This is a genomic window from Paenarthrobacter sp. NPDC090517, assembly GCF_044769165.1.
Taxonomy (GTDB): domain Bacteria; phylum Actinomycetota; class Actinomycetes; order Actinomycetales; family Micrococcaceae; genus Arthrobacter.
This window is the reverse complement of the sequence record NZ_JBIVXN010000002.1, coordinates 262,508-286,689: the sequence shown is the minus strand read 5'-3', so window position 1 is coordinate 286,689 and position 24,182 is coordinate 262,508. Positions and strand designations below refer to the sequence as shown.

Annotated in this window: 24 protein-coding genes; 10 read left to right on the top strand and 14 right to left on the bottom strand. The window is 62.1% G+C overall.

Annotation, left to right across the window (positions count from 1 at the left end; translation table 11 throughout):
• Positions 1–39: 39 nt before the first annotated feature.
• Genes ACIQTW_RS10115 through ACIQTW_RS10105 form a run of 3 tightly spaced genes read left to right on the top strand, consistent with a single transcriptional unit; the run spans position 40 to position 3,133 of the window.
• Positions 40–1,218, top strand: coding sequence for a GGDEF domain-containing protein (locus ACIQTW_RS10115; protein WP_402936673.1), 1,179 nt, complete (start codon positions 40–42; stop codon positions 1,216–1,218).
• Positions 1,215–1,718: a hypothetical protein gene (locus ACIQTW_RS10110; RefSeq protein WP_402936671.1), complete on the top strand. Its 504-nt coding sequence runs from the start codon at positions 1,215–1,217 to the stop codon at positions 1,716–1,718. Before ACIQTW_RS10115 ends, ACIQTW_RS10110 begins: the two co-directional genes overlap by 4 nt.
• Positions 1,715–3,133 carry a putative bifunctional diguanylate cyclase/phosphodiesterase gene (locus ACIQTW_RS10105; RefSeq protein WP_402936669.1) on the top strand — a complete coding sequence of 473 codons (1,419 nt, stop codon included), beginning with the start codon at positions 1,715–1,717 and terminating at the stop codon, positions 3,131–3,133. Before ACIQTW_RS10110 ends, ACIQTW_RS10105 begins: the two co-directional genes overlap by 4 nt.
• A gap of 45 nt (positions 3,134–3,178) precedes the next feature.
• On the opposite strand, the gene purL is transcribed toward ACIQTW_RS10105, so the two are convergent.
• Genes purL through purS form a run of 3 tightly spaced genes read right to left on the bottom strand, consistent with a single transcriptional unit; the run spans position 3,179 to position 6,508 of the window.
• Positions 3,179–5,488, bottom strand: coding sequence for a phosphoribosylformylglycinamidine synthase subunit PurL (purL, locus tag ACIQTW_RS10100; RefSeq protein ID WP_402936668.1), 2,310 nt, complete (start codon positions 5,486–5,488; stop codon positions 3,179–3,181).
• Complete coding sequence (gene purQ / locus ACIQTW_RS10095) at positions 5,485–6,255, bottom strand: phosphoribosylformylglycinamidine synthase subunit PurQ (protein WP_402936667.1); 771 nt, start codon at positions 6,253–6,255, stop codon at positions 5,485–5,487. The genes purL and purQ overlap by 4 nt, the downstream gene beginning before the upstream one ends.
• A 1-nt stretch (position 6,256) precedes the next feature.
• Positions 6,257–6,508 (bottom strand): phosphoribosylformylglycinamidine synthase subunit PurS, encoded by a 252-nt coding sequence (gene purS / locus ACIQTW_RS10090; RefSeq protein WP_011773385.1) that lies wholly within the window; start codon positions 6,506–6,508, stop codon positions 6,257–6,259.
• 278 nt (positions 6,509–6,786) lie between these two features.
• Between purS and ACIQTW_RS10085 the strand changes: the two genes are divergently transcribed.
• Positions 6,787–6,972: a hypothetical protein gene (locus tag ACIQTW_RS10085; RefSeq protein ID WP_017198376.1), complete on the top strand. Its 186-nt coding sequence runs from the start codon at positions 6,787–6,789 to the stop codon at positions 6,970–6,972.
• Positions 6,973–7,167: 195 nt separating this feature from the next.
• Positions 7,168–7,458: a DUF1540 domain-containing protein gene (locus ACIQTW_RS10080; RefSeq protein ID WP_017198375.1), complete on the top strand. Its 291-nt coding sequence runs from the start codon at positions 7,168–7,170 to the stop codon at positions 7,456–7,458.
• 68 nt (positions 7,459–7,526) lie between these two features.
• Here the strand turns inward: ACIQTW_RS10080 and ACIQTW_RS10075 are convergent, their stop codons facing one another.
• Positions 7,527–8,471 (bottom strand): manganese catalase family protein, encoded by a 945-nt coding sequence (locus ACIQTW_RS10075; protein ID WP_402936665.1) that lies wholly within the window; start codon positions 8,469–8,471, stop codon positions 7,527–7,529.
• Positions 8,472–8,599: 128 nt separating this feature from the next.
• The gene (locus ACIQTW_RS10070) at positions 8,600–9,538 is read right to left on the bottom strand and encodes a phosphoglycerate dehydrogenase (RefSeq protein ID WP_402936663.1); all 939 of its coding nucleotides are present in this window, start codon (positions 9,536–9,538) and stop codon (positions 8,600–8,602) included.
• 353 nt (positions 9,539–9,891) lie between these two features.
• Here ACIQTW_RS10070 and ACIQTW_RS10065 point away from each other — a divergent pair, with 353 nt between their 5' ends.
• Positions 9,892–12,978, top strand: coding sequence for a S8 family serine peptidase (locus tag ACIQTW_RS10065; RefSeq protein ID WP_402936968.1), 3,087 nt, complete (start codon positions 9,892–9,894; stop codon positions 12,976–12,978).
• Between the two features lie 133 nt (positions 12,979–13,111).
• On the opposite strand, the gene ACIQTW_RS10060 is transcribed toward ACIQTW_RS10065, so the two are convergent.
• From ACIQTW_RS10060 to ACIQTW_RS10045, 4 genes are all read right to left on the bottom strand, one after another.
• Positions 13,112–13,561: a serine protease inhibitor gene (locus ACIQTW_RS10060; RefSeq protein ID WP_402936661.1), complete on the bottom strand. Its 450-nt coding sequence runs from the start codon at positions 13,559–13,561 to the stop codon at positions 13,112–13,114.
• Positions 13,562–13,590: 29 nt separating this feature from the next.
• On the bottom strand, positions 13,591–14,529 hold the full coding sequence (locus tag ACIQTW_RS10055) for a 3-methyladenine DNA glycosylase (RefSeq protein WP_402936659.1): 939 nt from the start codon (positions 14,527–14,529) through the stop codon (positions 13,591–13,593).
• Positions 14,516–15,043 carry an SSI family serine proteinase inhibitor gene (locus tag ACIQTW_RS10050; RefSeq protein WP_402936657.1) on the bottom strand — a complete coding sequence of 176 codons (528 nt, stop codon included), beginning with the start codon at positions 15,041–15,043 and terminating at the stop codon, positions 14,516–14,518. Before ACIQTW_RS10050 ends, ACIQTW_RS10055 begins: the two co-directional genes overlap by 14 nt.
• A 79-nt stretch (positions 15,044–15,122) precedes the next feature.
• Positions 15,123–15,602 carry a MarR family winged helix-turn-helix transcriptional regulator gene (locus ACIQTW_RS10045; protein WP_402936655.1) on the bottom strand — a complete coding sequence of 160 codons (480 nt, stop codon included), beginning with the start codon at positions 15,600–15,602 and terminating at the stop codon, positions 15,123–15,125.
• A gap of 116 nt (positions 15,603–15,718) precedes the next feature.
• On the opposite strand from ACIQTW_RS10045, the gene ACIQTW_RS10040 reads away from it, so the two are divergent.
• From ACIQTW_RS10040 to ACIQTW_RS10030, 3 genes are all read left to right on the top strand, one after another.
• Positions 15,719–15,943 carry a hypothetical protein gene (locus ACIQTW_RS10040; protein ID WP_402936967.1) on the top strand — a complete coding sequence of 75 codons (225 nt, stop codon included), beginning with the start codon at positions 15,719–15,721 and terminating at the stop codon, positions 15,941–15,943.
• A 168-nt stretch (positions 15,944–16,111) separates the two neighbouring features.
• A complete protein-coding gene (locus ACIQTW_RS10035; protein WP_044568518.1) occupies positions 16,112–16,342 on the top strand; it encodes a hypothetical protein in 231 nt (76 codons plus the stop codon).
• Positions 16,343–16,528: 186 nt separating this feature from the next.
• Positions 16,529–16,924, top strand: coding sequence for a lipopolysaccharide assembly LapA domain-containing protein (locus tag ACIQTW_RS10030; RefSeq protein ID WP_402936653.1), 396 nt, complete (start codon positions 16,529–16,531; stop codon positions 16,922–16,924).
• Between the two features lie 105 nt (positions 16,925–17,029).
• Here ACIQTW_RS10030 and ACIQTW_RS10025 read toward each other — a convergent pair whose 3' ends face one another.
• From ACIQTW_RS10025 to ACIQTW_RS10015, 3 genes are all read right to left on the bottom strand, one after another.
• Positions 17,030–17,329, bottom strand: a complete 300-nt coding sequence (locus ACIQTW_RS10025) for a DUF4193 domain-containing protein (RefSeq protein WP_011773410.1) — start codon at positions 17,327–17,329, stop codon at positions 17,030–17,032.
• A gap of 174 nt (positions 17,330–17,503) precedes the next feature.
• A complete protein-coding gene (locus ACIQTW_RS10020) occupies positions 17,504–19,999 on the bottom strand; it encodes a beta-glucosidase (RefSeq protein ID WP_402936651.1) in 2,496 nt (831 codons plus the stop codon).
• Positions 20,000–21,280: an MFS transporter gene (locus tag ACIQTW_RS10015; RefSeq protein ID WP_402936649.1), complete on the bottom strand. Its 1,281-nt coding sequence runs from the start codon at positions 21,278–21,280 to the stop codon at positions 20,000–20,002.
• A 136-nt stretch (positions 21,281–21,416) separates the two neighbouring features.
• On the opposite strand from ACIQTW_RS10015, the gene ACIQTW_RS10010 reads away from it, so the two are divergent.
• A complete protein-coding gene (locus tag ACIQTW_RS10010) occupies positions 21,417–22,013 on the top strand; it encodes a TetR/AcrR family transcriptional regulator (RefSeq protein ID WP_402936647.1) in 597 nt (198 codons plus the stop codon).
• Between the two features lie 72 nt (positions 22,014–22,085).
• On the opposite strand, the gene ACIQTW_RS10005 is transcribed toward ACIQTW_RS10010, so the two are convergent.
• Complete coding sequence (locus tag ACIQTW_RS10005; protein WP_402936645.1) at positions 22,086–23,432, bottom strand: aspartate kinase; 1,347 nt, start codon at positions 23,430–23,432, stop codon at positions 22,086–22,088.
• Between the two features lie 144 nt (positions 23,433–23,576).
• Positions 23,577–24,104 (bottom strand): DUF427 domain-containing protein, encoded by a 528-nt coding sequence (locus ACIQTW_RS10000; RefSeq protein WP_402936643.1) that lies wholly within the window; start codon positions 24,102–24,104, stop codon positions 23,577–23,579.
• Between the last annotated feature and the right edge of the window lie 78 nt (positions 24,105–24,182).

Here is a 24,182-nt window from a genome sequence, read left to right as displayed (position 1 = left end):
ACTCAAAGGCCGGAGGGTGACCAGCTGAGGGGGTTGGACATGGAACTCGATGCATTCTCGGTGAGGGTGGCGCTGGGCGTGGTCACAGTGACCCTCCTGATGCTGTTCTGTACTTCATTCCACCGTACGCGCTCGCCTTATGCAGGCTGGTGGAGCCTGGCTTTACTCGAGTTCATGGCGGGCAATGCCGCCTTCCTCCTCAACGGAACCCCCCACCAGCAGTGGGCCAACCCCCTGGGCAATGTCCTGGTGGTGGCAGGCGCTTTCAGCGTGTGGGCCGGAGCGAAGACCCTCCGGGACCGGAAAGCCGCGTTTTGGCAGCTGGCTTTCGGTCCGGCCGTCACGGCTATTGCATCCTTTCTGGAAAACCCCGGGAGTAACGTTTGGTCCGGGGGCTTCGTTTATCTGGCCATGATGACGTTGGGCATAACATTGGCCGCCTATGACCTCTGGTTTATCAAGTCTTCGCATTCGCAAGTCCATAAAGCCCTGTCCATCGCCGCCGGCCTGCTGGCCGCCTATTACTTGGGCCGCTGGATGGTTTATGCCCTCGAAGGCCCTGGCAGTTACACGTTCCGCACGTATTTTGGGCCTGGACCGTCAGCGCTGATATCAATGGTCCTTCTGGTCACGGTGTCTTTCAGCATGACGGCCCTGACCAGCGACCAACTCATCAAAGGCTTAAGGGAACGTGCCACCCGCGACCATCTCACGGGACTCCTCAACCGTGGAGCCTTCCTGGATCTCGCCACAACGGAACTTGAGCGCCTTCATTCCACAGGCTCCGGCGCTGCAGTAGTCCTGGCCGACCTGGACCACTTCAAAGCAGTAAACGACGAACATGGCCACGGGGCAGGGGATGTTGCACTGCAGGCATTCGCTGACGCTTGCACAGCCTCGGTCAGGTCCACGGATCTCATCGGACGCTATGGAGGCGAAGAGTTCGTCCTCTTCCTGCCGGGAGCCACGCAGGACCGGGCCGGGAACATCGCCACGGAAATCAGCCGCCGGATGGCAGCCTTGCCCACTCCGGAGGGTGTTGTGTTCCCCACCATCAGCTACGGAGTCACATCAAGCATTCCCGTTGCGGCCGACCTCAATCTCATGATCGAGGTAGCGGACGCAGCCCTTTACAGCGCGAAAGCGCAAGGAAGAAACAGGATTGTAGGAGCCGACCGCCTTGAGGCGGCCACTATCGCGGATGAGGCAAGATCATGACCTTCAACGAACTCACCACCCGGATCCAGATCCAGCACACCCAGGAATTGTCCGCGTTCCGGCAAGGTATCACGAGCCCTCCATACAAAGCCGGGACACCTACCATGCTGAACGCGGACCGCCGTTCAGTACGGATGGGCCCCGTTCAGTCGGTGGAGGACACAAACGCCAACCTCACCATCGTGGCCGACGTCGAAGGCCTCGCCTGGTTCACGGCGGACAAGGGCCTCCTGGGCAGCTGCATCACAGTCTCCATCGCCGGTCACCGCAGGAACACCGGCACCCGAGTGCACCTCCCGCTCGCAGAATGCGACGCCTGGATTGAGGCAATCCTTGGCGGGGCGTGGATCACCCACGTGTACCGCTCCGGAAACAAGGTAGAGCCCGATGGCAAGCTGGACATTGCCTCATACCGGTTGTTCCTGGACGAACGCCGTAACCCCGTGGCCAAACCGCAGGCTGTCGCCGACGCCAGCCTGCGACGCTTGGAAGAGTCGTGAGAGGCTCCAAGCCTCGAAGGTTGATCCCGGCTGCTTCGGGGATCGAGAAACTGGAACAGCAAGTCAAAGCGCTCATGGAGGAGCTCCATTTTGTGCGCCAGGAACAGCGGCAGGAGGCTCTCACCGATTCGCTGACGGGGCTAGGCAACCGCCTCGCCTTGGTGGACGCCTTTATTGAAGCTCAGGGAGCCACGGCCAACGGCGCCGTCCCGCCGGCACTCCTCCTCCTGAACCTGGATGGGTTCAAGGCACTGAAAAACTCCGCGGGCCACGCTGCGGCGGACCAGATTCTGGTCACTGTTGCCATGCGTATCCGTTCGGCGGTTCGGGAGAACGACGTCGTCACCCGCCTGGGTGGCGACGAATTCGCGGTGCTGTTGCCAGCCACCCCGCAAAGCCAGGCCACCGCCGTCGGGAACCGCATCCTGGCCGCGCTGGAGCCGAACATCGACCTCGGCAACAACAGCATCCGCTGCGGCGCAAGCCTGGGGCTGCGCACCTCGGAACCACATCACAGCATCGAGGACCTTCTGCAAGAGGCCGACCTGGCCATGGAAGAATCCAAAAACGAGGGCAGGAACAAGCTTCGACTTTTTGATCCGGCCACCCTTCACGCCCGGCAGCTTCAGCGACAAATAGTGGGAGAGCTCCGCGAAGCCATACGTTCTGATCAATTGGTCCTCTTCTACCAGCCGATCGTTGAGCTTTCCACTGGCAGGATCGAAGGCTGCGAGGCTTTGGTTCGCTGGAATCACCCCATTCATGGACTGATCATGCCGGACCAGTTCATTCCCGTTGCGGAGGCCACCGGCCTGATCGCGGAATTGGGCAGGTGGGTCCTGCGCTCGGCCGTCGGACAGTTGCGACAGTGGCGGGACAATCCGGCCACCACACAGCACGACTTCTCAATGCGCATCAATGTTTCTGCCGCGGACCTTCAAAGCCTCGAGTTCGTGGACGACGTCGGTGAAGCCCTGGCGGAGGAGAGCCTGGCCCCGGAATCACTGGTGCTGGAGCTCACCGAGAGCGCCATCATCCACAACAACGAGCTGGACCGTTACACCTTGGCAAGCTTGCACAAGCTGGGAGTCGGACTCGAGATCGATGACTTCGGTGCCGGTTACTCGTCCATGGGCTACCTGAGGAAACTTCCGGTGGACCGGGTAAAGGTGGATCGGCAGTTCGTAAGGGACCTGGGCAAGGACCCTTCGCAGCTGGGCTTCCTGGCCGCTATCCAGGAAGTCATCCGTTCCTGTGGCCTTGAGGGTGTTTGGGAGGGGATCGAGACCGCCGAGCAGGCAGAGGCGCTCCGGAGCATCGGCTGCGCAAGCGGGCAAGGGTATTACTTCGGGCGACCGTTGCCGGAGGTGGAGTTCACTGAGCAGTTGGCTCGGCAAGTGGTGTGGCCGGCTTAAACAGGAACGCGGGGCCACATAAGCGGCCCCGCGTTTTGCCTGCTCCTAGCCGAAGTACTTCGGCAGGGTGGCTTCGTGTGCTTCGCGGAGAGCATCCAGGGAGAGCTCATCCACTCCGTTGATCTCCAGCTTTCCGCTGGCAGCGTCAACAACGCCGATACGGAGGTGGGCGAAGCCGCGCGCGGTGCACATGTCCTTGAATCGGACTTCCTCGGAGCGCGGCACGGACACGATGGCCCGGGCCTGGGACTCAGAGAAGAGGGCCGTGAAGAGGTCCACGCCGTCGCGCTCCATAAGTTCTTCAAGGGCGATGCGGGCACCGACACCGTAACGCAGCGAGGACTCAACCAGTGCGGCCGCCAGGCCACCTTCGGAGAGGTCGTGTGCTGCATCAACCATGCCGTCACGTGAAGCGTTGATCAGGATCTCGCCCAAGCCGCGCTCAGCTGCGAGGTCAACCTTCGGTGGCAGGCCACCAAGGTGTCCGCGGAGGTTGGACCATTCCGAACCGTCCAGCTCTGCTGCGGTGGTGCCCAGCAGGTAGATGGCCTGGCCGTCCTCGCGCCAGCCCGACGGCGTACGGCGGGCGACGTCGTCGAGCTTGCCCAGAACTGCCACCACGGGGGAGGGGTGGATCGGCGTGGTGCCGGTCTGGTTGTAGAGCGAGACGTTGCCGCCGGTGACCGGGATGCCGAGTTCCATGCAGGCGTCGGACAAACCACGGATGGCTTCGGCAAGCTGCCACATGACATCCGGATCCTCAGGGGAACCGAAGTTCAGGCAGTCGCTGACGGCCATCGGAACAGCGCCCGAGGTGGCAACGTTGCGGTAGGCCTCAGCCAACGCAAGCTGTGCACCCTGGTAGGGCTCCAGGTAGGTGTAGCGGCCGTTGGCGTCGGTTGCCAGGGCGACGCCCAGACCGGTTTCTTCGTCAACGCGGACCACACCGGCATCGTCCGGGTACGCCATGGCAGTGTTGCCGCCAACGTAGCGGTCGTACTGCTTGGTGATCCAGTCCTTGCTGCACATGTTCGGTGATGCCACCAGTTCGGTGACGGCTGCAGCCAGCTCCGAGGGAGCGGACGGACGGCCGGCGTCCTCAACAGATCCGGTGAAGGAGTTGGCCTGGACCGAGTCCTGCCACTCCGGGCGGGCGAACGGACGGTCGTAGACCGGGCCGTCGTGCGCAACGGTGCGGGGATCGACGTCGACGATTACTTCGCCTTCCCAGGTGATGATGAGACGACCGGTGTCGGTGACCTCACCCAACCAGGAGTACTCCACGGCCCATTTGTCCATAACAGCTTCGAAGGCTGCGATGTTCTCCGGCGTGACAACGGCCATCATGCGTTCCTGCGACTCAGACATGAGGATCTCGCCGGGGGTCAGCGTGGGATCGCGCAGCAGGACCGAGGTCAGCTCGACTTCCATGCCGCCGTCGCCGTTGGATGCGAGTTCGGACGTTGCGCAGGAAATACCTGCAGCGCCAAGGTCCTGGATGCCTTCAACCAGGGAGCCCTTGAAGAGCTCAAGGCAGCACTCGATCAAGACCTTCTCAGCGAAGGGGTCACCCACCTGGACGGCCGGACGCTTGGAGGGCTTGGTGTCATCGAAAGACTCCGAGGCCAGCACCGAAGCGCCGCCAATGCCGTCGCCACCGGTGCGCGCACCGAACAGGACAACCTTGTTGCCCTTGCCGGAGGCGTTGGCCAGGCGGATGTCCTCGTGGCGCATGACGCCCACGGCCAGTGCGTTCACCAGCGGGTTGCCCTGGTAGACGGAGTCGAAGACCATTTCGCCGCCGATGTTCGGCAGGCCGAGGCAGTTGCCGTAGCCGCCTATGCCGGCAACGGCACCGTGCATGACGCGGGCGGTATCCGGGTGGTCGATCGCGCCGAAACGCAACGGGTCCATCACGGCAACCGGGCGGGCGCCCATGGAAATGATGTCGCGGACGATGCCGCCGATGCCGGTTGCGGCACCCTGGTAGGGCTCAACGAACGACGGCGAGTTGTGGGACTCGATCTTGAACGTCACGGCCCAGCCGTCGCCCAGGTTGGTGACGCCGGCGTTCTCGCCGATGCCAACCAGCATGTCCTTCTTCATTTCCTCGGTGACCTTCTCGCCGAACTGGCGGAGGTGGTTCTTGGAGGACTTGTAGGAGCAGTGCTCGCTCCACATGACGGAGTACATGGCCAGCTCGGCGCCGGTGGGGCGGCGGCCCAGGACCTTGACGATCTCGTCAAACTCGTTCTGCTTCAGGCCGAGCTCGGCCCACGGGAGTTCCGTGTCCGGGGTCTTGGCTGCGTGCTCAACGGTATCGATGTTGAACTTCTTGGTGGTTTCCGTGGTCACTTGTCGCCTCCCACAATCTTGGTCAAAACGGAGGTGAAGAAGCCCAAACCGTCGGTGTCGCGGGGTGCGCCGTCGAGCGATTCCGGGCCGAAGCCGGTCTCCACAGCGTGCTCGGGGTGCGGCATGAGGCCCACCACGTTGCCGGCTGCGTTGGAGATACCGGCGATGTCACGGCGGGAGCCGTTCGGGTTGAAGCCCACGTAGCGGAACACCACGCGGCCCTCAGCCTCAAGGGCATCCAGGGTCTTCTCGTCAGCGATGTACTGGCCGTCCTGGTTCTTCAACGGCACAATGATTTCCTGGCCGTCCGTGTAGTCCACTGTCCAGGCAGTGTTGGCATTCTCCACGCGCAGTGTCTGGTCGCGGCAGATGAACTTCAGGTGGTCGTTCTTGATCATGGAACCGGGCAGCAGGTGCGACTCGGTCAGGATCTGGAAACCGTTGCAAATACCCAAAACCGGGAGCTTGGCCTCGGAGTTCGCGGCGTCGATGATCTTGGACATCAGCGGTGCGAAACGCGAAATGGCACCGGCGCGGAGGTAGTCGCCGTAAGAGAAACCGCCGGGGATGATGACAGCGTCAACGTCGCCCAGTTCGGTATCTGCATGCCACAGGGAAACCGCTGTGCCACCTGCAAGCCGCACCGCACGGGCGGCGTCGCGGTCGTCAAGGGTGCCGGGGAAGGTCACGACGCCGATCCTGGCGCCGGCCAAGCGGGGCTCTGCGGCGACGGCCACTGCCTCGCCAATCAGGGGAATCGAAGTCATATCAGGCCTCGACGACCTCGACGTTGACAACATCCTCGATCACCGGGTTGGACAGGAGAGTCTCGGCAGCTTCGCGGGCCTGGGCCAGGATAGCGTCGGTCACCTCGCCATCGACGGTCAGTTCGAAGCGCTTGCCCTGACGGACTGCGCTGAAGCTGTTGAAGCCGAGGCGGGGCAGAGCACCCACGATGGCCTTCCCCTGGGGGTCCAGAATCTCGGGCTTGGGCATGACGTCAACGACGATCCGGGGCATCCGGTAACTCCTGTGCGTGAGTTGGGTGAACCTTAAATAAGGCTGCCGCGGAGGTGCCGTCTCACGCCGTTCAGCCGCATCCAAACAGCGTTTTAGCACAGGGCTAAACACGTTGTGAACTGCAATGTTTGAACGGCATGGGGGGCGCTCCGCGAGCTTGCACACCTATTCTACCGGGATCAAGGCACATACCCTATTCAGGCGGATTGCGCGAGGGCACCCCGCCGTGATGGCAGAAATCGCTGGCCGCGGTTGTCCGCCGTCACTAAGATTGCGGCATGGCTGAGAAACCGAAATCGATGGTGCTGGGCGTAGTGGCCGCAGCCGTTTTTGCAGGTCTGGGCCGGATGGTCATCCAGAAAATCATGGCGGACAGGGCCGCCCGGGAGCATCGCGTCACTGCGCCTTTGGACAAGGAAACGCGGGCCAGGATCAGTGACGCCCTACGCACTCCAAGTAAGTAGGACCTAACCTCCGAAGGGCCGAAATTCGGCGGAATGGCGCGGATTAGGGCACATACAAATGCGCTATTCAAAGCGGTTAAATGTTGTGATTCCGGCGTAGTTTGGAAGGACACCAGGGGTTCAGCCCCCAGTACCTTTCGAGAGCCAGTACCTTTCAAGGGCCAGTACCTTTCAGGATCCAAACCAGGAGGAACAATGACCGAACACATTGCCGAAGTATCCGCCTGTAGCGTTGGCACGTGCGGATTCAACCACAACGGTTGCACCGCATTCGGAATCACCATCGGCGGCAGCCAGGACCACGCTTCCTGCGCAACGTTCATTGACACCAATGCCATGGGCGGCCTTCCCAAGGTCCTCGCCCACGTAGGTGCCTGCCAGCGCTCAGAATGCGTCCACAACAACAACCTCATGTGCGAGGCACATGACGTCAAGGTCGGGCCCGGCCGCGAAGCCGCCGACTGCCTTACGTACGAGCACGCCTGACAATTCACGCGAAGCGGGCCTGACCTCCATGAAGGTCAGGCCCGCTTTTTTGTGCGCTTACCGTAGGGTTAGCCGCCCTTGGGGTTGTTCGCGTCCTGCAATTCCTGCTCGGCCACGGCCTGGATCAGTGCCAGGAGTTCAGGGTCCAGCCCCGGCGCAAACTCTTCCTTGCGCTCTGGTGACATGGTCATAGGGAAGCCATCGGGCATGACATCGGTGGTCAGCTCGGTGCCATCGTTGGAGGGGGAAGCTCCCCGGAAGAGCTTGCCGGCTTCGCTGAGGTTGTCCGCGCTGAAGGTGTACTGGATGCTCTGCAGGCCCTTGTCCAAAAGCTTCTTGACTTCGGGGAACTGCTCAGCGTTGGTCTTCGGAATGGGAAGTACTTTGCCCCAGTTCACGCCCAGGCTTTCCAGTGCCTTGGCATAGGCATTCTCGTGCGCCTGGTCGCGCACGATGAGGTACGCGATGGTGGAGCGGGCTGTCTTGTTCTCCGTCATTTCGTAAATGCGGCACTTCTGGAGCCTGCCCGTGGATTCGAGCATCAGGTTATACAGCAGGTCCAAGACCAGGTTGCCGCTGTTGTAGACGTACGAACCACTCCACGGGTTGCCCGCGGCATCCACCGGCAGTGCACCCTGTGCGCCCACCAGATAGTGGTGGATGTTGCTGTGGTCCAGGGCGATGTTCAGGGGAGTGGCTCCCTTTGCTCCTGGCTCATCCACGGGGTCGGTCTTCTTGCCCTGGTAGCGCGGTGAGCCGTCAAGGAGTTGGGAAATGGTGGTTCCAATAAGTTCCACGTGGCTGATTTCTTCGGTTCCGATGCCCTGAAGGAGGTCCTTGTAGGGCTTGGAAGCCGGGTCGCCGCGGAAGTTCATGCTCTGGAACAGGTATTGCATCATGGTGCGCATCTCACCGAATTGTCCGCCGAGGCCTTCCTGGAGGGCGTTTGCTGCGGCGGGATCGGGCTCGTCAGCGGCGATTTCGTTGATGAGAAGTTGGGTGTGCAGGTACATTGCGATTCCTCACGTTGTTCATGCTGCGTGTTTGGGATGGAAACCCTCTGCTGGCCACCCCGGACCCACCTACCATAAGCATGCTTACTATTTGGAGGCAATGAAAATATCGATTTGATTGCCAGGCGTTAGCCCGCAACCTGATTGGTCAGTGCTGACCCTTCCTTGAGCGCCTTGATGTTGGCCAGGACCAGCTGGGTGGCGCCCTTAGGGCGGTTGCCGGCCACGTGCGGCGTGATAATCAGATTCGGTGCGGTCCACAGTTTGGAGTCGGCGGATAGTGGTTCGTCCTTGGTGACGTCGAGGGCGGCGACGCGCAGCCTGCCTTCTTCCAGGGCCGCCAGAAGGGCGTTCTCATCCACGGTGGCGCCGCGTCCTACGTTCACAAAGATGGCGGTGTCCGGGAGGTGCCGCAGGATGTCTTCGTTCAGGGCATCCTCTGTTTCCGCGGTGGCCGGCAGGATCGATACCAGGACGTCGGTGGTGTGCAGGACCTCCGGGAAATCGTCGTCCGCCACCACGGGGAAGCCGTAACGCTCACCCTTGGAGCTGGCGACGCCAGTGACGTTCGCGCCCAAAGCGGCCAGTAGCGGGGCCAGCCGTCCCGCGATGGAGCCAAATCCCCAGATGGTGACGTTAGCGCCGTCGAGCGTGTAGAGCTGCTCCGTGTCGGGTGCGGACTGGGCTGCGTTGTACGGCTGGTTCCAGGTGGAGCCTTTCTGTGACTCCATTAGCTGGTCCATGCGGCGGACCGCCGCCAAAATCAGGGTCAGTGCATGTTCGGCCACGGGACCATCGTGAAGAGAGCGGCCGGAAGTGATCGCCACGTTGTCGCCAAAGCCTGCTGCCAGCACAGAATCCGGTCCGGCCGCGAGCGTCTGGACCAGTCTGAGCCGGGGCATTTCCCTGGCTGCGTCGGCAAGGTTGTCCGACGTGTTCCGCCATGCCACCAGGACCTCGGCGTCGCGGTGGTCGCTGGGGATGGGCTTGTCCACCTGATACACGAAGGCCTCATCCTCGAGTGGGGAGAGGTCCAATTTGATGGTGTCGGGGACAAGGATTTTCACAGCGGCTCCGTTGCTTAGAGTGTCTTGGCGGTACGCACTCGAGGCTACCGCTCACGCCCTTGGTCCTGTAACGAATCACCGCTCCTATGACAAGACAAAAAACTTGAAATGTGCTGTATGTCATATTTGGCTCTCACTAGGTACTCTGTGACTCGGCTGGTTGCGCGGCTTTGACAGGAACTGTCAAAGGTTCAACCAACTAAAAGTTGACAGGGCATGGGCGATGGAGCCCGGTCCTCCCTCAGTGAAAGGTGCAACCACTCGTGAAATCACAAGGAAAGAGCTTCGTCAGAAGCGGGGGACTTCGAAAGGCTGCGGTACTTGCCGTTGGCCTGCCGTTGCTGCTCTCGTCGATGGCGATGCCGGCCCAGGCCGCTCCCGCCCCGGAGACGCCAGGGAATGTTGCAGGCGTGGCCAAGAAGAACCTTGACCCCAGCGCCTACAAGGACGGCCGATACATGGTGGTCCTGGCCGAAAAGCCTGCAGCGACGTACGACGGCGGCACGGCCGGGCTTGCTCCCACCAAGCCCGAAGAAGGCAAGAAGCTCGACGCCGACAGCGCCGAGGTGAAGGAATACCAGCAGCACCTGCAGCAGAAGCAACAGGAAGTTGCACAGCAGGAAAACGTCACCATCGAGCGCGACTTCACCACAGCTGTCAACGGCTTCAGTGCCAACCTGACGGCGGACCAGGCGATCAACCTTGCCAAGGACCCCAAGGTCCTCATGGTGGCACCGGACACGCAGTACGCTCCGGACTACTCCACCACCGACTTCCTCAAGCTCAGCGGTCCCAACGGAACCTGGGCTACCCAGTACGGCGGACAGGACAACGCCGGCAAGGGCACCGTTGTTGGCGTGATCGACACCGGCTACACCCCGTCCAACCCGTTCTTCGCCGGTGAGCCTGTTGGCCCGTTGGTGGGCAATGCCCAGGTAGGCGTTCCATACCGCACCGCTGACGGCAAGATCGCAATGCTGAAGGCCGACGGCGATACTTTTGTTGGTGAATGCCAGCCTGGTACCGACACGGGTGCTGACTACGACGGCAGCGCCTGCAACTCCAAGGTTCTTAGCACCCACTACTTCGCTGACGCCTTCCTGGAAACCGTTCCGCCGGAAAACCGCGCCCCCGAAGAAGTCATTTCTCCCGTCGACGTGGACAGCCACGGCACCCACACAGCCAGCACGGCAGCGGGCAATGCCAACGTAGACGCCGTAGTGGATGGCCGCAGCTTCGGAACCACCAGCGGCATCGCACCCGCCGCCAAGCTCGCCGTCTACAAAGTTTGCTGGGAAGATACGGATCCTGCCACGGGTGGCTGCTACGGCTCCGCCTCTGTGGATGCGATCGAGCAGGCCATCCTGGACGGTGTGGATGTGTTGAACTACTCCATCTCGGGTTCAACCACGTCCACCACCGATCCCGTCTCGCTGGCCTTCCTGTCGGCAGCTTCCGCAGGCATTTTCGTGGCAACCTCGGCCGGCAACTCCGGACCGACCGCAAGCACCGTAAACCATGGAGCACCATGGCTGACCACGGTAGCCGCGACGTCCTTCTCGCAGGAGCTTCAGGGCACTGTTGAGTTCTCCGATGGCAGCAAGTTCCGCGGAGCGAGCATCATGAACCGTGAGGTGAGCGGGGCCGGCGTCGTGCTTTCCACCAACGTTGCAAGCGGTGAAGGCAACGCGGCGCTTTGTGCTCCGGGCTCGCTGGACCCGGCCAAGGTAGCCGGCAAGGTTGTTGTTTGTGACCGTGGTGTTGTTGACCGCACCGCCAAGAGCGCTGAGGTCCTTCGCGGCGGTGGCGTCGGCATGATCCTGGTGAACCTGACCGATTCATCCCTGGACACTGACAAGCACGTCATTCCTACCGTCCACGTGAACCCGCCCGCCACTCAGACCATCAAGGACAAGGTCACGGCCAACCCGGCCATCACCGTATCCCTCCTGAACCGCGATACCACGGGCCTGCCCGCTGAAGCACAGCCGCAGATCGCAGGATTCTCCTCGCGCGGTCCGCTGCTTGCTACCGACTCGGACCTGTTGAAGCCTGACGTGTCCGCTCCCGGCGTCGCTATCCTCGCCGGCGTTTCGCCGATCGGAACCAGTGGAGATAACTTCGGCTTCCTCTCAGGAACGTCCATGGCTTCCCCGCACGTAGCCGGTTTCGGCGCCCTGATCCTGGCCAAGAACCCGCAGTGGTCCCCGGCCACCGTGAAGTCCGCCATGATGACCACCGCCGGTCCGGTCAAGCTGGCCAACGGCGCCATCAACAAGGATGTCTTCGCCACAGGCGCCGGACAGGTGGACCCGGCCAAGGTCCTCTCGCCGGGCCTGGTGTACGACGCCACCACCGAGGACTACCTGAAGTTCATCCAGGGCACAGGCATGGATCTGGGCATGGAAGGGCTGGGCACCACGCAGGCGCGGGACATGAACGTTCCCTCCTTCGCGCTGGGCAACCTCGCAGGCAAAGTGGAGGTCACCCGTACCCTGACTGCCCTGACTCCGGGAACGTACCGTGCATCGGCCAACGTTCCGGGTGTCAATGTCAAGGTCACACCGTCCGTGCTGACCTTTGGCGCTCCCGGTGAGAAAAAGACGTTCAAGGTGCAGTTCGAAAACAAGAATGGCGAACTTGGCAAGTTCGCCATGGGTTCGCTGAATTGGCAGGGTGCCAACAAGACCGTCACCTCGCCGATCGCCGTCCGGCCGCAGTCCGTCATCGCGGACAAGGCGCTGACGTTCACGGGAACGGGCCCCAACGGCTCCGGAGCCATCAACATCACCTCCGGCACCAACCTGCCGGTAGGCGTCACCGTTGATGGCCTTTCCAAAGCGGATTCCTCGGCAGTCGAACTGGTCCCCGGCCCGTTCGCGGGCGAAACCAATGCGTCCAACTATGTGAAGAAGGTGACCGTTGGCGCGAACAGTGCGCTTGCCAAATTCTCGGTGATCTCTTCCAACGAGGCCGCGGACTTCGACATGCTGGTGGTTACCCCGTCCGGGCAGCAGCTGCCTGCCGCGACGGCGTCTGCCAGCGAAACCCTGTCCGTCCCCAGCCCGGCGGCCGGTGACTACTACGTGTACGCCAACCTGTACGCGAGCCCCAACAACCAGCCTACAAAGGCCACTGTTGATGCCGCCGTCCTGGGTGCCAACCAAGGCAACGCCACCGTGACGCCGAATCCGATCCGCCTTGCCAACGGCAAGACGGGCCAGATCTCGCTGAACTGGAAGAACCTGGAGCCAGGCTCCTACATTGGTCGCCTGACCTTCGCAGGAACCAGCGAGCCGAGCTTCGTCACCGTCCTGGTCAACCCGGGCGGAACCGTGGTGGTTCCGGATGAGGAAGACCCCAAGAAGGACAAGAAAGACAAGAAGCACGGTGGCAAGATCCGCGCCGATGAGCCGACACAGAGCAACAACGCCGGCTAAGGATTTCCTGATTCAGTAACCCGGCGACGCGCAAAATTCGCGCGTGCCAGAGAAACGGGCTGAGGACACCTGAACCCAGGTGTCCTCAGTCCGTTTGCGTGTCACGGGCCTGTCGGGGTGTGGCGGGCCGGACCTACACCGCTCCGGCTGAGCCTCCGGTATTACCCAGCAATGCGGCCAAGGTCTTCCAGCGTGCAATCTCGCAACCATCAGTCCTACTGAACTGGCTGTGCACTTCGCGTCCCCGGAACCACCCGGTGACCACAGCTACCTGCGGGCCGCCGTACTGCTGCGTGCAGATCCGGTCCGGCCGCGGCTCGGGAAAGAAGACTTCCTCACCAAACTGCTCGACGGCGGCCAGCGCCGCAGTTGCATCAGGCAAGTTCGATTCCAGCGAGTCAGGGTCAGGCGACAGGATGCCTGCCGCGGACCGAAGGTGGAAGACCCGGCTTTCAGCGCCAGGTGCCTCCGTCAGCGTGACTGTCAGATCGACGTCGAACCCGCTCTTGTCTGTGCCGTTCTTATCAGTGCCGTTCTTATCAGGGCCTGACTTATCTGCGTGGCTATTGTCTGCGGAAACCATGTTTACCTTTCGCTGGTGGCGGCGGGTGCTCAGGCAGCCAAACCGCTCAGCTCATCCAAGAGCGGCCCTACTGCCTGGAGCACGCGGGCCCGCAACTCCTGGGATTCGGCCGCGAAAGCCCGCTGGTATTCAACGTACTCGGCCTTGCCCTGCGGTGTCTCAATCCTGATGGGCGGGTAACCCCATTCTTGAAGATCGTAGGGGGATGCCTGCATGTCCATCGTGCGGATCCGCCAAGACAACTCGAAGCAGTCCATCACCAGCTCGCTCGGCAGGGCAGGCGTTAGCTTGTAAGCCCACTTATATAGGTCCATGTTGGCGTGCAGGCAGCCCGGCTGCTCCATGGTGCGCTGATTCTCACGGGTGGGCGTCAACTCGTTCAGGGGCGTGGCGTCCGGGGTATAGAACCGGAACGCGTCAAAGTGCGAGCAGCGGATGCGGTTCTCTTCAACAACAGCATCCGTGCCCTCGCCGCCAAGCCTCAGCTTCAGGTATTCATGCCGCAGCTCAAACTTTTCCTGCCGGTACACCATGGCCCACTCATGCAGGCCAAAGCATCCAAACTGTGCCGGTCGCTTGGCCGTGCCCGCAAGGATGATCCCGGCGAAGCGGACAGCTTCGGCGCGGTCGGCGAGGAAGCCGGCCCGCTCAAAGGTGACCGCAGGCGTGCCTGGAGCCAGCCCTACAGAGGTGAGTTCGGCGTCGTCGAGCGCTCTGTAGAACTTCCAGGAGACGCGCTCCAAGGCGCGCTCGCCGCTGAGGACCATGCCATCGCCGGGATGCCAACGCTGCAACTGGCCCGGCTTCTGTGTGTAGTACGTGAAGAGAAAGTCCTCCACAGGATGCTTCTTACCGGCTGAACGACGCGCCAGATATGGATCTGCATAACGCGCGACGCGTGCATGGTGGGCCGCCTCCAGCCCGAGCCATTGCTCCTGGGGGAGGTGCCGCAGCCTAGAGGCCGCCATCTGATCCGAGGACGCTCTTCGCGGCGTCCCATAGGGCGATCTGGCAGCCATCCGTCCGGTTGAAGGAAGCGCTGACTTCCTTGCCGTCCACTGAACCGGTCACCTTGGCCGTTGCCGGGCCCCCGTACTGCATGGTGCAGGCCTGGTCCGTTCGCATTGGGGCGGGGCTCAGGATGGAGGGGCCGTTCTTGAGTGAAGTGCAGGCCACGGCTGCTGACGGGTGGCTGCTTTCGGCGGCGGGCACGCCATTCGTGCAGACGAGCGTGAAGGCCTGGGGAGCGGACTCCGGGGTTTCAACAAGCGTGATGGCGAGTTCGGCATTGCCTGCGCCGGCGGCTGCTGACGCGCTGGGAGCTGCGGTTTTGCTGGGGGAGCTGCTCGGGCTGCTGCTTGAAGTGGCCGACGACGTCGGCGCTTCAGTCGGGCTGTTGGTTGAACCGGGGGTGCCTGAGCATGCGGCGAGGCCGACGACGACCAATACTGCCAGTAAGGGCCGAACAAATCGCATGCGCATTGAGTCTCCTAGGTTGCATCCATTTTACGTGGCACTTTTGGTGCTCGCTTCAAGGACACCACCGAGGCTGTGGGCTTGGCTAGGGAGTCGCGCTGACGGGTTTCTGCTGTTGGGTCGCAGCGATCAGTCCGGTCATGGCCTGGTGGAGTTCAGCTACTTCTTCACGGCTGAGTTGGAGGCGCTCACGGATCTCGCCTGGAACGGCGGTGGCCTGCTCGCGAAGGGCGGCACCCTTATCCGTCAGTTTGACCGCCAGCGCACGTTCGTTGCCCGGAACGCGCTCGCGGGTAATCAAGTCAGCTTCCTCCAGGCGCCTGAGTAGCGGCGAGAGGGTGGCGGGCTCATGGAGGAGGCTGTCGCTGATGTCCTTCAGTGTCCGGGGGCTTCGTTCCCAGAGAGCAAGCATCACCAGGTACTGGGGATGGGTGAGCCCGAGCCGCTCCAGCACAGGCTTGTAGACGCCCACAACACTGCGCGAGGCCACTGTCAGGGCGAAGCAAAGTTGGCGCTCCAAGAGGAGGTCGTCGGTCTCCCTGGTGGACTCATCAAGGGCTGTCATGGCTGCCTCCTGTGCTTGCTGCCTGATCTATTAGCGCACTCCCGGCGATTAGTTAGTGCACTAATGATTAGCGTACTATGGACTTACTGAACCGCCTAAAAGAGGAGTCGATCCGCGTGGCCAAGGAATCCTTCACACGGAAGTTCATGCGCGCGACAGGGAAGTTCCGGGTAATTTTCGGGCCCGCTCACAGCAGTTCCCTCGATCACGAGATGACCGAAGCCAACCGGAAGCTGCTCGCGCAGCGCCAGGCTGAGACCCAGCAGTGGGAAACCCTCCGCCGGCCCGACGGCAGCACCTATGTGGTGCCCCGCAACCCGGAGGACAAATCGCTGCGGTAGGCGCACCTATCCCTCCCGCCGAGGTGGCACCTAATGCCCATGTTTTTGGGAAACATTGGCGTTATATGCCATCTCGACGGGGGATTTGGGGCGTAAAATTGGCCTCACTGAACGGCACGCGCCAGCCCTGCCGCTTTTCTCTCTCCGGTAAGGAAGGAGGTGGAAAACATGGGACGCAGAATGGAAGGCTTCGTCCATGTGACCGAGCGGCTGCAGTCCGTTTTTGGACCGGCAACCCACGGCGATACGGACAGCCCCGTGGTGCACAAGCACGATGATTTCGAGACCGCTTCCGAAGCGGATCTGAAGAATTTCGACGTCGAAACCGATTCTGAGGGCCATCACTACGCAGTCCGGAACAATGATCCGGGGCCAACCAGCACCGACTACAGCCTTTAATGAGGCGTGAGAAGCCGAAGGGTCGGACCGCGAACTCCGGCCCTTCCTTACGTGCCCACCGGCCTAACGTGCCCACTGGCCTGGCACCTTGACCTTCATCAGTTCATCGTGCCACTGTTGAGCAACTAATCAGCATGCTTATCATATGGGTAGTACGGTAATGCTCGTCTACAGAGGGGGCCGTCAATGAGTTTCCAGGATGATGCAGCAAGGATTCCGGGTGGTTCCGCCCGCCCGGACCGAGGAAGCCCGAACCAGGGTAGCTCGGAGCAACAGGAGCGCGTGATCCCGCCAACTTCGGGACACGACCGGCCGACCCGCACGGCTGCTTTGTGGGTGGCGGTGGCTGTGGGCTTGGTGGTTCTGGTGGTGCTGATCGTTTTCTTCGTCCAGAACCAGGACATGATCACCGTCCGGTTCTTCGGATTGGAGGGGACCCTCGCGCTCGGCACCACGTTGTTCATAGCGGCTGTGGGCGGCGGGGTCCTTGTGGCCCTTGCAGGCGGGGCCCGAATCCTCCAACTCAGAATCGCCAATCATCGCCGCAAGAAGGCCGTTGGCGGACCGGGAAGCGGCTACTAGCTTTAACTGCGGAAGGACCGGAGCGCTTGCTCCGGTCCTTCCGCAATTTAATCCCGACGGCGGCACTCCCTGACGATGTTAAGTCCGCCGGGGTGGTGGGCGGTTTTAGCCTTCGCAGTCAGTGCAGTAGGCGACGCCATCTTTTTCGCGTGCGATCTGCGAGCGGTGGCGAACCAGGAAGCAGGAGTGACAAGTGAACTCGTCGTTTGCCTGCGGAATAACCTGGATGACCAGTTCTTCGGCGACAATTTCGCCACCGGGGCCGTTGGCGTCGAGGCCATCGGTTTCGTCCAGTTCAAGCACGACACTCTTGGCCGTGGGAGCGCTGGCGGACTGGAGAGCCTGGAGGGACTGCTCCTGGTTCTCTTTTACATCGGTACGGAGTTCGTCGTAATCGGCTGCCACTTTTTAATGCCTCTTCGTGTTAGGGGGTTACCGGGTATGCAACGTACAGCATGCCACGAAAATTCCATACCATACCCCAGTTCTACAGCTTGTGGCGAAAACCACGTGGGTGGCGGGCAAAAAAACCCGCCATCCAACGTCATTTCGCCCCTGTGTTACCGAAGTTCCAAGTAGTTACCGAAGTTCAATATCCAACGCTTGGAAGTCATCGGACGCATGGCGACCCACCAACAGGCGGAACGTGCCCTGCTCAAACTGCCAGCCGCCGTCGTAATGTGCAAACGCTTTGGCGGGGATGCGTATTTCCACGCTCTCCGTGCCGGCTGGAGCGAGGTGTGTCCCGGCGTAGCCCGCGAGCCAGCGAACGGGGCGCTCCACGGTGGAATCGGCGCGGTCCAAGTAGACCTGGACAACTTCCCGCCCCGTGCGTGTGCCGGTGTTGCGGACTGGCACGTGCACCAAAACATCGTTCCCGGCGGTGACAACCTGTGGGGCGTGGGCCTTGCCCAGTTCAAAGGTTGTGTATCCAAGGCCATAGCCGAACGGCAGTGCCGGGGCGGCGCCCCCTTCGGCTTCCTGCTTAAGCCACGCACGGTAGCCGATGTGGATTCCCTCGGAGTAGACCACCTTGCCCTCAACGGGTGTGGTGTTCAGGACGGGAACGTCTTCCAGGGCGGCGGGCCAGCTCGTGGGTAGGCGTCCGCCCGGTTCTTCGACGCCGAGCAGGATGTCGGCGATTGCGTTGCCGAATTCCTGGCCGCCGAACCAGCCCAGCAATACTGCGCTTACCTTGTTGAGCCACGGCATGAGAACCGGTGACCCGGAGTTCACCACAACCACTGTGCGCGGGTTGGCGGCGGCTACGGCTTCCACGAGCTGGTTTTGGTAGCCGGGCAGGTGAAGGTCCTTGCGATCGAAGCCTTCGGATTCAATAGCGGCGTTGGTGCCAACAACCACCACTGCTACGTCGGAGTTCCGGGCAGCTTCCACTGCGGCGTCAATCTCAGCCTGCGGGTCCGTGACCACTGTCTCCTCACCCAGCAGGATGGCCGTGAACGGAATGACCTGTTGCTTGGGCAGCTGGTACTCGGCTTCGATCCGAACAGTCTGACCGGCTCCGGTTTCGAGTGCGTGGACGGTCTTGGGTGGATCGAACAGGGCGGCGCCCAGAACTTCGGTGTCGTCCTTGATCTCGTTGTTGAAAACTTCGGCTCCGTCCAGGACGAAGCGGATGTGGCCCACGGTGCCAACACCAACGTGGTGGACGCCTTCTGTCTCGGCTGTCCAGTCCGTTTCCATGCGGATGGAGGCCGCGCCGTCGGGAATTCCGATGCCAAACCAGATCAGATGCGAGGCCAGGCGGTCTTCGCCGGAGATCTCCGTGCCATCTTCCGCCAGGAAGGTCACGCGGATTCCGGGGACATCGGAGACGGGATTATGGAGTGATGCCCGGGGGAACGGCTGGATGCCCTCGGCTACCTTGGCGCCACGCGCGTAGGTGACGGTGACGTCGTCGGGCAGTGCCTTCCGCAGGCCTTCCAGCGGCGAGACGGTGTACTTGGGTATCACGGTGGCGCTGCCGCCGCCCTGGGTGCGGGCTTCGTCGGCGTTGTGGCCGATCACAGCCACATGGCTAAGCGCCTTGGCGTCCAGCGGCAGGATGCCTTTGTTGCGGACCAGCACGGCGCCGCGGACAGCCACTTCACGTGCGACGGCGGCCCCGTCCAGTTGCGTCGGGAGTTCAGTGACTGCAGGTTCGAAGCCTTCCAGGGAGCCAACACGTGCGGCGAGGCGCAGGATGCGGGTGACCTTTTCCAGAATCGACTCGCGGCTGACACGGCCATCGTTGACGGCAGCGAGGAGCTTCGGCCCCCAGTGGCCTACCGGGCCCGGCATTTCCAGGTCCTGGTGGGCGTTGGCGGCTTCCACCGAGCGGACGCCCGTCCAGTCGGAGACCACCACGCCGTCGAAGCCCCATTCGGTGGACAGCGGCGTTTCCAGGAGCTTGTTCTCGCTGGCGGTTGTGCCGTTGATGGAGTTATATGAGCTCATCACCAGCCAGGCCCGGGCCTCGGTGATGGCGTCCTCGAAGGCTGCCAGGTAGAGCTCACGCAGGGGGCGTTCGTCCACCACGGAGTCCGCGGTGAAACGCTCGGTTTCGGCCTCGTTGGCCAGGTAGTGCTTGGGGGTCGCACCAACGCCCATGGACTGGACGCCTGCAACATACCCGGCCGCCATGGTTGCGGTGAGCCGCGGGTCCTCGCTCATGCACTCGAAGTGGCGGCCGCCCAGCGGGGAGCGGTGCAGGTTGATGGTGGGGCCCAGAACGGCGTGGACACCCTTGCGGCGGGCCTCCTGGCCCAGGACCTGCCCGTACCGGCGCGCGGTTTCGACGCTCCAGGTCGCGGACAAAGCCGACGACGACGGCAAGGAGACTGAGTCGTGGCGCTCATCAAAGTCTTCCCCGCGGACCCCGGCCGGACCATCGGACATGACCACGCGGGACAGGCCGATCTCCGGGATGGCGTGCGTGGACCAAACGTCCGCGCCTGTCAGCAGTTGGACCTGCTGCTCGAGCGTCAGGCTCCGGGCCAATTCGAGGATCCGGGCTTCCGCATCCTGAGCTCCTGCGTGTGGGGCCGTGACGGCGGCCGAGAGTGCGGGGTTCATTTATTTGACTCCTTTGATACGTGTGACGAGGAGGGTTCCGATGATGCCCACAACGGCACCACCGAGGAACAATGCGGGGTAGCCACCCAGGGCGATGACGGGGAAGGCGATAGCAGGCACCAGGGATTGGGGGAGGGCCTGGGCGATGTTGAAGACGCCGAAGGTCTTGGCATTTTCTGACTGGTCGCTGGGCAGCAGGTCGGTAATGAGGGCTACGTCCACGGCGCTGAAGATGCCGAGTCCCAAGCCCAGGATCCCTTGGCCTACCAGCACCTGACCGGTGTTGGTGCTGGTAGCGATGACTACGAGGCCGCCCATCATGATCAGGGCCGAGATGATGACCATGCTCTTGCGTTTGCCCAGGCGGTCGCTGATCCAGCCACCTGCAAGGCTGGTGACCACAGTGCCCGCGGAGCTCACCAGGGTTGCTTGGAACACCAGGCTGGTGACCTGCGTTTCGGCGACGTGGAGGTGGTCGGTGAAGAAGTACGGCAGGTAGAGAAGGCCGGCGCAGTAGCCCACGTAGACCAGGAATTTGGTGACCCAAGCCCAGCCCAGGCCCGGGTAATCCTTGGGGTTGAAGTAGAAGGAACCCAGGATCTCCTTGAAGTTCAGTGGTGCCGGTTTCTCGGTGAGGACGCGGTCTTTGAAGGTAAAAGCAAAGGCAATGGCTATCGCCGTGCCGACGATCCCCGGGACTACCGCCATCTGTAAGGCGGTTTCGAACATCTGCGCGAAGAAAGCCGCTGCCACCAGGCCAATGGGCAACGTCATGCCGATAAGGCCGGATAGGCGTCCGCGCTCCGTTGGGCCGGCTTGGTCGGGAAGGGTTGCAACCAGGGCGGCCAGGGCGGCGTTGAAGCCCAGCTGTGCTACAACCCAAGCAATCAGAACCACTCCGACGTCCGTGGCCGAACCCAGCAGGAAGAGTGCTGCAAGTCCAAGGAGTGATCCGCCGACAATCCATGGTTTCCGCATGCCGAACCGGGACGTGGTTCGGTCGCTGAGCCGGCCAAAGAACGGATTGGCGAGCAAGGCGACGGCTGCTCCAACACCTGCCACGAGGCTGAGGGCACCAGCGCGGGTATCCGGCGTGGTGATCTCCGAAACCTTGATGGCGAGGACTACCAGTGCCGGGGCGAGGACGGCCATCCAGAGGCCGGCGCTCGCGATGGGCATGCCGATGACGTAGGCACGGGAAGCGGCTTTATGCGGGGCGCTTCCAAGCCCCGGGCCGACGGTTTCCGCGCCTGCTACCTGCTGATTGAGATTGAGGGCCACATTGCCTCCTGATGAACGGGTGACCCACCGTTGGGTCTCGAAGGAAGACTCTAGCGACAAAAATCTAGTGTGACTAGGTTTTGAGGATAAAAGTCGAGTGATGCTCGATTTTTGAACCTTCAAATAGACTGAACGGATGTCAACACCCAGGGCCCGCGGCCAGTACGCCAAGGGCGCCGAACGCCGCGAACAAATAATCCAGACGGCTACTGATGTTTTTGCCACTGAGGGCTTTGAAGGCACTGCCCTCAAGCGCGTCGCCGAACTGGTAGGCGTCAAGGAAGCCACCCTGTTCCACTATTTCAAGGGCAAGCAGGAACTACTGACTGCAGTCCTGGCGGAAAGGGATCGCCGGTCACTTGCAGTTGGTGGCGAGTCCGAGGTGGGCTTGAGCCTCTTGCCCGGCATCGCTGAGCGGAACCGCAACGAGCCCGGCCTGACCACGCTTTACGCGGTGGCCTCCGCCACGGCCAACGATCCCGGGCATGCCTCCCACATGTACTTCAAAGAGCGCTACGAAACAGTAGTGCGGGACGTCGCCGTGGACATCGAGCGGCGACAGAAGGCAGGCGAGGTACGGACCGACGTCGGGGCTGAAGCACTCGCGAGGCTGGTGGTGGCTGCCTTCGATGGTTTGCAGTTGCAGTGGCTCTACGACAAATCCGTGGATATGGCAGAGGGGCTGACGCAACTGGTGGAAGTCCTCCTGGCGCCGGCTCACCCAACTAAGTAGCACATAAGGCCGTTCTGAGAGCTCAGAACGGCCTTATGTGCTACTTAGTTGGGGCGTTGCCCGGGGGTGATCCTAGCGGCCGGTGCCGCCGTAGACGGTAGCCTCAGCGTCGCCGTCGAGCTCGAACGCATTGTGGATAGCGCGCACGGCATCGTCCAGGGCGTCAGCGCTGGTGACCACGGAGATGCGGATTTCCGAGGTGGAGATCATGTCGATGTTGATTCCGGCGTCGGAGAGGGCCTTGAAGAACGTGGCCGAAACGCCGGGGTGCGAACGCATGCCGGCGCCGATCAGGGAAAGCTTGCCAACGTGCTCGTTGTATTCAATGCTCTCGAAGCCGATCTGGCCTTCAGCTGCACGCAAGGCCGCAAGGGCGTCCGCGCCTTCGACGATGGGCAGGGTGAACGAAATGTCCGTCCGGCCGGTGCCGTGGGTAGAGACGTTCTGGACGATCATGTCGATGTTCGAGTGCGCGTCTGCGATCACCTGGAAAATTGCAGCTGCCTTGCCGGGAATGTCCGGTACGCCCACTACTGTGACCTTGGCTTCGGACCGGTCGTGTGCAACGCCGGAGATGATTGGCTGCTCCAAGGCAACTCCCTCTGAAATAGTGAACTTTTCGTCGGCCCCGGGGATGACCCAAGTGCCTTCGTTCTGGCTGAATGACGAGCGGACGTGCAGCGGCACACCGAAACGGCGTGCGTACTCCACGCACCGCAGGTGCAGGATCTTGGCACCGGAGGCGGCCAATTCCAGCATTTCTTCGCTGGAGATACGGTCGATCTTCTGGGCGGAGCTCACAACGCGGGGATCGGCCGTGTAGATGCCGTCCACGTCTGTGTAGATTTCGCAGACATCAGCCTCAAGTGCGGCGGCCAGAGCGACAGCGGTAGTGTCGGAGCCGCCTCGGCCCAAGGTGGTGATCTCGTTAGTGCTGCGGCTCATGCCCTGGAAGCCTGCCACGATCGCGATATGTCCCTTGTCCAGGGCAGTGCGGATGCGGTGGGGGTCGACGTCGATAATCCTGGCCTTGCCGTGAATGCCGTCGGTAATCATGCCGGCCTGGGAACCGGTGAAGGACTGCGCGGAAGCGCCGAATTTGTTGATGGCCATGGCGAGCAGGGCCATGGAAATTCGCTCACCCGCGGACAAAAGCATGTCCATTTCGCGGGCGGGAGCTGAATCGGTGACCTGGCTTGCGAGATCCAGGAGTTCGTCAGTGGTGTCGCCCATTGCGGAGACAACAACCACAACCTCGTTGCCGGCCTTCTGCGCATCCACGACGCGCTGTGCGACCCGCTTGATGCCATCAGCATCGGCAACCGAGGAACCGCCGAACTTTTGAACGATCAGCTGCTTGGTAAAGGCAGCCTCGTTGGAGAGCTCTTCGATTTTCACTTCGGTAGTGGGCATAGTCATGCGCGCACCCTCACTGCATCAATAGGGTTCGAACGCGGCGTGCTGAATCCAAATTGGAGCACACCTGCGTAGCTTATTTGCCCAGTTTATCGCCGCGTGCAGGGCTGGTAGGAATTGTGACCACATAGCGGCCATACGCTCTCACTACCACCCTGCAGTGCCCGTGCCGCCCTTGAACGGACCCACGATCTGGTGGGTGATCCACCCGCCGTAGAAGTTTCCTTCCTGGAAGGTCACCTGCTCGCCGTCAATCTCGCAGGAATCCATATGCTCCGGGTACAGGGCCACCCGGCCGCTGAGGGCCTCGAAACCTCGGGTCGGTTTCGGGTAGGTCCACCCGCCACGGGATACGGCGACGCCGCCGGCAACGACGTCGAAATAGCTCGCTTCGCCCTTGAACTCGCAGAAAGTGGTGCCCCCAACAGGGACCAGCACACCGCTCCGGAAGGCATCCAACGGCACGTAGTAGACAGGCGGATGACTGGTCTCCAGGACCCGCACAGCTTTGGTGGTGTCCACAATCACCTGACCGCCAAGCCGCACCACGACCCGTTCCGAGCGTGCTTCGATCCTCGGCGGGCGCGGATAGTCCCACACCGATTCCTGACCGGGGCCCGGTTTGATGGGACGGGGGCGCCGAAAGACGCCGGAAAAACCACGACTGGAGACCATGAGCCATGGTGGCACGTTCAGCTGGGATCTCGCCCTGAATTCGTGAAATCGGGGCTTACTCCGGAGGCTAGGATTATT

Excerpts from the sequence above, each read along its gene's own strand:
- ACIQTW_RS10055 (WP_402936659.1), bottom strand. The coding sequence starts at position 14,529 with ATGGCGGCCTCTAGGCTGCGGCACCTCCCCCAGGAGCAATGGCTCGGG.
- ACIQTW_RS10045 (WP_402936655.1), bottom strand. The coding sequence starts at position 15,602 with ATGACAGCCCTTGATGAGTCCACCAGGGAGACCGACGACCTCCTCTTG.
- ACIQTW_RS10060 (WP_402936661.1), bottom strand. The coding sequence starts at position 13,561 with ATGGTTTCCGCAGACAATAGCCACGCAGATAAGTCAGGCCCTGATAAG.
- ACIQTW_RS10085 (WP_017198376.1), top strand. The coding sequence starts at position 6,787 with ATGGCTGAGAAACCGAAATCGATGGTGCTGGGCGTAGTGGCCGCAGCC.
- ACIQTW_RS10075 (WP_402936665.1), bottom strand. The coding sequence starts at position 8,471 with ATGTACCTGCACACCCAACTTCTCATCAACGAAATCGCCGCTGACGAG.
- ACIQTW_RS10035 (WP_044568518.1), top strand. The coding sequence starts at position 16,112 with ATGGGACGCAGAATGGAAGGCTTCGTCCATGTGACCGAGCGGCTGCAG.
- ACIQTW_RS10030 (WP_402936653.1), top strand. The coding sequence starts at position 16,529 with ATGAGTTTCCAGGATGATGCAGCAAGGATTCCGGGTGGTTCCGCCCGC.
- ACIQTW_RS10065 (WP_402936968.1), top strand. The coding sequence starts at position 9,892 with ATGGCGATGCCGGCCCAGGCCGCTCCCGCCCCGGAGACGCCAGGGAAT.
- ACIQTW_RS10050 (WP_402936657.1), bottom strand. The coding sequence starts at position 15,043 with ATGCGCATGCGATTTGTTCGGCCCTTACTGGCAGTATTGGTCGTCGTC.
- ACIQTW_RS10000 (WP_402936643.1), bottom strand. The coding sequence starts at position 24,104 with ATGGTCTCCAGTCGTGGTTTTTCCGGCGTCTTTCGGCGCCCCCGTCCC.
- ACIQTW_RS10110 (WP_402936671.1), top strand. The coding sequence starts at position 1,215 with ATGACCTTCAACGAACTCACCACCCGGATCCAGATCCAGCACACCCAG.
- ACIQTW_RS10115 (WP_402936673.1), top strand. The coding sequence starts at position 40 with ATGGAACTCGATGCATTCTCGGTGAGGGTGGCGCTGGGCGTGGTCACA.
- purQ (WP_402936667.1), bottom strand. The coding sequence starts at position 6,255 with ATGACTTCGATTCCCCTGATTGGCGAGGCAGTGGCCGTCGCCGCAGAG.
- ACIQTW_RS10010 (WP_402936647.1), top strand. The coding sequence starts at position 21,417 with ATGTCAACACCCAGGGCCCGCGGCCAGTACGCCAAGGGCGCCGAACGC.
- ACIQTW_RS10020 (WP_402936651.1), bottom strand. The coding sequence starts at position 19,999 with ATGAACCCCGCACTCTCGGCCGCCGTCACGGCCCCACACGCAGGAGCT.
- purS (WP_011773385.1), bottom strand. The coding sequence starts at position 6,508 with ATGCCCCGGATCGTCGTTGACGTCATGCCCAAGCCCGAGATTCTGGAC.
- ACIQTW_RS10005 (WP_402936645.1), bottom strand. The coding sequence starts at position 23,432 with ATGACTATGCCCACTACCGAAGTGAAAATCGAAGAGCTCTCCAACGAG.
- ACIQTW_RS10080 (WP_017198375.1), top strand. The coding sequence starts at position 7,168 with ATGACCGAACACATTGCCGAAGTATCCGCCTGTAGCGTTGGCACGTGC.